The organism is Microbacterium testaceum, from assembly GCF_001476655.1.
In the GTDB taxonomy this organism is placed as follows: domain Bacteria; phylum Actinomycetota; class Actinomycetes; order Actinomycetales; family Microbacteriaceae; genus Microbacterium; species Microbacterium testaceum_C.
In genome coordinates this window covers 1-4,198 of record NZ_LDRT01000073.1, presented here as the reverse complement: position 1 = coordinate 4,198, position 4,198 = coordinate 1, and the positions used below count along the sequence as shown (strand labels likewise).

4 protein-coding genes are annotated in these 4,198 nt (G+C 71.0%); 1 reads left to right on the top strand and 3 read right to left on the bottom strand.

The features are described 5' to 3' along the window. Positions 1 to 181: 181 nt before the first annotated feature. Both NS220_RS11260 and pdhA read right to left on the bottom strand, forming a co-directional pair. On the bottom strand, positions 182 to 1,183 hold the full coding sequence (locus tag NS220_RS11260) for an alpha-ketoacid dehydrogenase subunit beta (protein ID WP_058624146.1): 1,002 nt from the start codon (positions 1,181 to 1,183) through the stop codon (positions 182 to 184). A 49-nt stretch (positions 1,184 to 1,232) separates the two neighbouring features. Further along, complete coding sequence (gene pdhA, locus NS220_RS11255) at positions 1,233 to 2,360, bottom strand: pyruvate dehydrogenase (acetyl-transferring) E1 component subunit alpha (protein WP_058624147.1); 1,128 nt, start codon at positions 2,358 to 2,360, stop codon at positions 1,233 to 1,235. A 176-nt stretch (positions 2,361 to 2,536) separates the two neighbouring features. On the opposite strand from pdhA, the gene NS220_RS11250 reads away from it, so the two are divergent. Further along, positions 2,537 to 3,010, top strand: a complete 474-nt coding sequence (locus NS220_RS11250; RefSeq protein ID WP_058624145.1) for an Lrp/AsnC family transcriptional regulator — start codon at positions 2,537 to 2,539, stop codon at positions 3,008 to 3,010. A 230-nt stretch (positions 3,011 to 3,240) separates the two neighbouring features. Here the strand turns inward: NS220_RS11250 and NS220_RS11245 are convergent. Beyond that, positions 3,241 to 4,198, bottom strand: a 958-nt coding sequence (locus NS220_RS11245; protein WP_058624144.1) for an EamA family transporter, incomplete at its 5' end; no start/stop codon positions are given.

Here is a 4,198-nt window from a genome sequence, read left to right as displayed (position 1 = left end):
GCCACTGCACGATCTCGGCCTCGGGAAGCCCCTCACCGAGGTCGGGAAGGAGAAACTCCTGGATCATCGCCGCACCCCTTTCGTCTCGAGAACACCCGACCGGTCAGCGCAGAACTCCCGGATCATCGCCCCACCCCTTTCGTCTCGAGAACACCCGACCGGTCAGCGCAGAACTCCCGGATCATCGCCGCACCCCTTCCCCGCGCTCCCGCACCCGATCGACCGCGAACAGGATCCGATCCAGGTCCGGCACGTGGTGCTTCTCGAGCTTCGACGGCGGATAGGGGATGTCGTGGCCCGTCACGCGCTGCGGCGGCGCCTCGAGGTACTCGAAGCACTGCTCGGTGATGCTCGCGACGAGTTCGGCTCCGACCCCCGCTTGCCGCGCGGCCTCGTGCGTCACCACGGCGCGCCCTGTCTTTCGGACCGATGCCGCGACGGTGTTCATGTCGATCGGCGACAGCGAGCGCAGGTCGATGACCTCGAGCGAGATCCCCTCGTCCTCCGCGGCGAGCGCGGCATCCAGGGCCGTGCGCACCTGCGCGCCGTAGGTCACGATCGTCGCGTCCGTGCCCTCGCGGGCGACGCGGGCGAGGTGCATCGGCGGGGCGTCGGCGAGGTCGGCATCCAGATCCACCTCGCCCTTCGAGTGGTACAGCCGCTTGGGTTCGAAGAAGATGACGGGGTCATCGGATGCCACGGCCTGCCGCAGCATCACATAAGCGTCCTGCGGGTTCGAGGCGGCCACGACGCGGAGCCCCGCGGTGTGCACGAAGTACGCCTCGGGCGACTCGGAGTGGTGCTCGGCGGCACCCACTCCCCCGGCCCACGGGATGCGGATGACCAGCGGCATCCGGATGCGTCCGTTGCTGCGGTAGTGCAGCTTGGCGACCTGGCAGACGATCTGATCGAACGCGGGGTAGACGAACCCGTCGAACTGGATCTCGACGACGGGCCGGTAACCGCGCAGGGCGAGACCCACCGCCGTGCCGACGATGCCGGCCTCGGCGAGCGGGGTGTCGATGACCCGCTGCGCGCCGAAACGCTGCTGCAGGCCGTCGGTCACGCGGAAGACGCCGCCGAGCGTGCCGATGTCCTCGCCCATGAGGAGGACCTTCTCGTCGGCCTCGAGGGCTTTCGACAGGCCCGCGTTGATCGCGGATCCGAGGGTGAGGGAAGTCATCGCGACACCTCCGGAGACGTTACCGACGTGCGGACTGCGGGAGACACCTTCATCGCGCGGCCTCGCCCTCGAAACCGGCCAGGTACGCCGTGTACTCCGCCTTCTGTCGTTCCACGCCCCCGTGGGGTTCCGCGTACACGTGGTCGAACATCGTCTCGGGGGCGCGAGTGGTCGCACCGATGCACGCCGCGCGCACCTCGGCGGCGAGGGCATCGGCCGCGCGGGCGACCTCCGCCATGCCGGAGTCGTCGAGCATGCCCTCGGCGCGAAGGTAGGCCTCCAGGCGCGCGATCGGGTCGCGCTGCGCCCAGGCCTCGACCTCGGCGGCGTCTCGGTAGCGAGTGGGGTCGTCGCTCGTGGTGTGCGGGCCCATGCGGTACGTCACGGCCTCGAGGAACGAGGGACCTTCCCCCCGGCGGGCGCGGTCGAGTGCCCATCGCATCGCGGCGACGCACGCCAGGGCGTCGTTGCCGTCGATTCGGAGACTCGGGATGCCGAACCCCGGCGCGCGGCCCGCGATGGGGTACTTCGCCTGCACGGTGACGGGCTCCGAGATCGCCCAGTGGTTGTTCGAGCAGACGAAGACGACCGGGGCGCGGAACGACGAGGCGAACACCATCGCCTCGTTCACGTCGCCCTGACTGGTGGCGCCGTCTCCGTAGTACGCCACCGCGACGTCGGTGGAGCCGTCGCGCTGCGCACCCATCGCCCACCCGGTGGCGTGCAGCGATTGAGCGCCGATGATGATCTGAGGAGGGGCGACGTTGATCGTGCGGTGGTCGTACGCGGAGTGCTCCTCGCCGCGCCACGCGAGGACGTAGTCGGCGGGCTGGGCTCCGCGCCCGAGGAGGACCCCGTGCTCGCGGTAGCTGGGGAAGACGAAGTCTCCGACCGCGAGAGCGTGCGCGGTGCCCACCTGCACGGCCTCCTGACCGCGGCACGGCGCCCAGAGGGCGAGCTGGCCCTGACGCTGAAGCGCGACCCCCTCCGCGTCGAGCCGGCGGGTGAGGACCATGTCGCGGTGCAGGGCCCGCAGCTCGTGCGGGGAGAGGTCGGCGATCCACGGATCGAGTTCGGCGTCCGGCACGCGGGAGCCGTCCGGCTCGAGCACGCGCCGCGTGTCCCCCTCGTCGGGGACTCCTGCGGTGACCGAGTCCTGGGTCTGGGTGTACGTCATCGTCATCCCTCCAGCTGCGGCCCGGGCTTCTCGTGGAGGCCGGGGCGGTGCGGGTGCCGGCAGCGTCGCCGACACGGCCGACCGTACGCGTGGAAGGCAGGGCGCTCAAGACCTCGGTAGACAACTCAGCATTGTGCGCACCGTGGGGGTCGGGCACCCTGCTAATGTTTCGCAGCATGAGCAAGCTCGACGCCGTCGACCTCGACCTCCTCCGCGCTCTTTCCGCCGACCCGCGCGCCACCGTGGTCGCACTCGCCGAGAAGCTCGGCCTCTCGCGGAACACCGTGCAGGCCCGCATGAGCCGTCTCGAACGCGGGGGCGTCTTCCTGTCGTACGAGCGCACGCTGTCGGCCGAGGCGCTCGGATTTCCCATCGAGGCGTTCCTGCAGGTGACGGTGCGTCAGGCCGAGCTCCCCGCGATCCGCGAGGAGCTGGCGAAGGTCCCCGAGGTGCTGCAGGCGCACGGGCTCAGCGGGCAGGTCGACCTGCTCGTGCGGGTGGCCTGCCGCGACACGCAGCACCTGTTCGACACCGACGCCCGCATCCTCGCGATCGAGGGCGTCGAGCGCACGGAGACGTCGCTGGTCATGGGCGAGGTCATCGGTTACCGGGTGGGCCCGCTGATGGACCTGGCGCGGACGGAGATCTAGCCGCGCGAAGGCACCTCTACGGCGCCGGCACCACCGGGATACTCGCCGTCTCGGCCCTCAGCTACCGGGTGGGCCCGCTGATGGACCTGGCGCGGACGGAGATCCAGCCGCGCGGAGGACCCCCTACGGCGCCGGGACCACCGGGATACTCGCCGTCTCGGCCCTCAGCTACCGGGTGGGCTCGCCGATGGACCTGGCGCGGACGGAGATCCAGCCGCGCGGAGGTCCCCCTACGGCGCCGGGACCACCGGGATACTCGTGGTCTCGGTCTTCGGTTCGGCCGGGCTCCCGGCATCCAGTCGCACGAGCACGACCCCGACAAGGATCAGCGCGCCCCCCACGAACTGGACCGGCGCCGGGGTCTCCCCCAGCAGCAGCCACGCGAAGCCGAGCGCGAAGAGCACCTCGCTGAGACCGACGAACGACGCCAGGCGCGAGCCGATGAGCGGCACCGCGATCACCCCGAGCGCGTAGCCGACGGTGGTCGCGACCGCGCCCACCCACAGCAGGGGCAGGATGCCGGGAACCTGGAGTCCCGCGAGCGACACCGTGATCGAGGGGGCCGCGAAGGGCAGCACGCCCACTCCCACGAGGATGCCCATGAGCAGGGTGCCGGTGAGCAGACCGCCGGCGGCGAGTGCGAGGGGCGGGAGGTCGTCGCCCGCGCGACCGGCGATCACGAAGTAGGCCGCGGCGCACACGGCGGCGCATAGGGCGAAGAGCGTCCCGAGAAGATCGAAGCGGGCTCCGCTGATGTCGACGACGAGCACCAGTCCGGTCATCGCGACGACCGAGCCGAGGAGAACGGCCTTCGAGGGCGCTCGGCGCGTGCGCACCCAGACGGCGAGCACGATGAGCACCGGGGCGATGTATTGGATCAGCAGCGCCACGGCCACCGGCATCCGTTGCATCGCGGCGAAGTAGAACAGCTGGCAGCCGGCGACAGCGGTCAGGCCGAACGACACGATGAGCAGGCCGTGGCGCCGGAGGAATCCGCGCTGACGCCGGATCGCCGCGATCAGCGCCGGCGAGAGCAGGAGTGCCGCGACGCCCATGCGCACGAGCAGCACGGCCCCGAGCGACCACCCTCCGTCGAGGAGGGGTTTGACGAACGGGCCGCTGGACGAGAACGCCAGCGCCGAGGCGACGGCGATGAGGAGGCCTGTGACGGCTCCGGAGCCGCGGTGC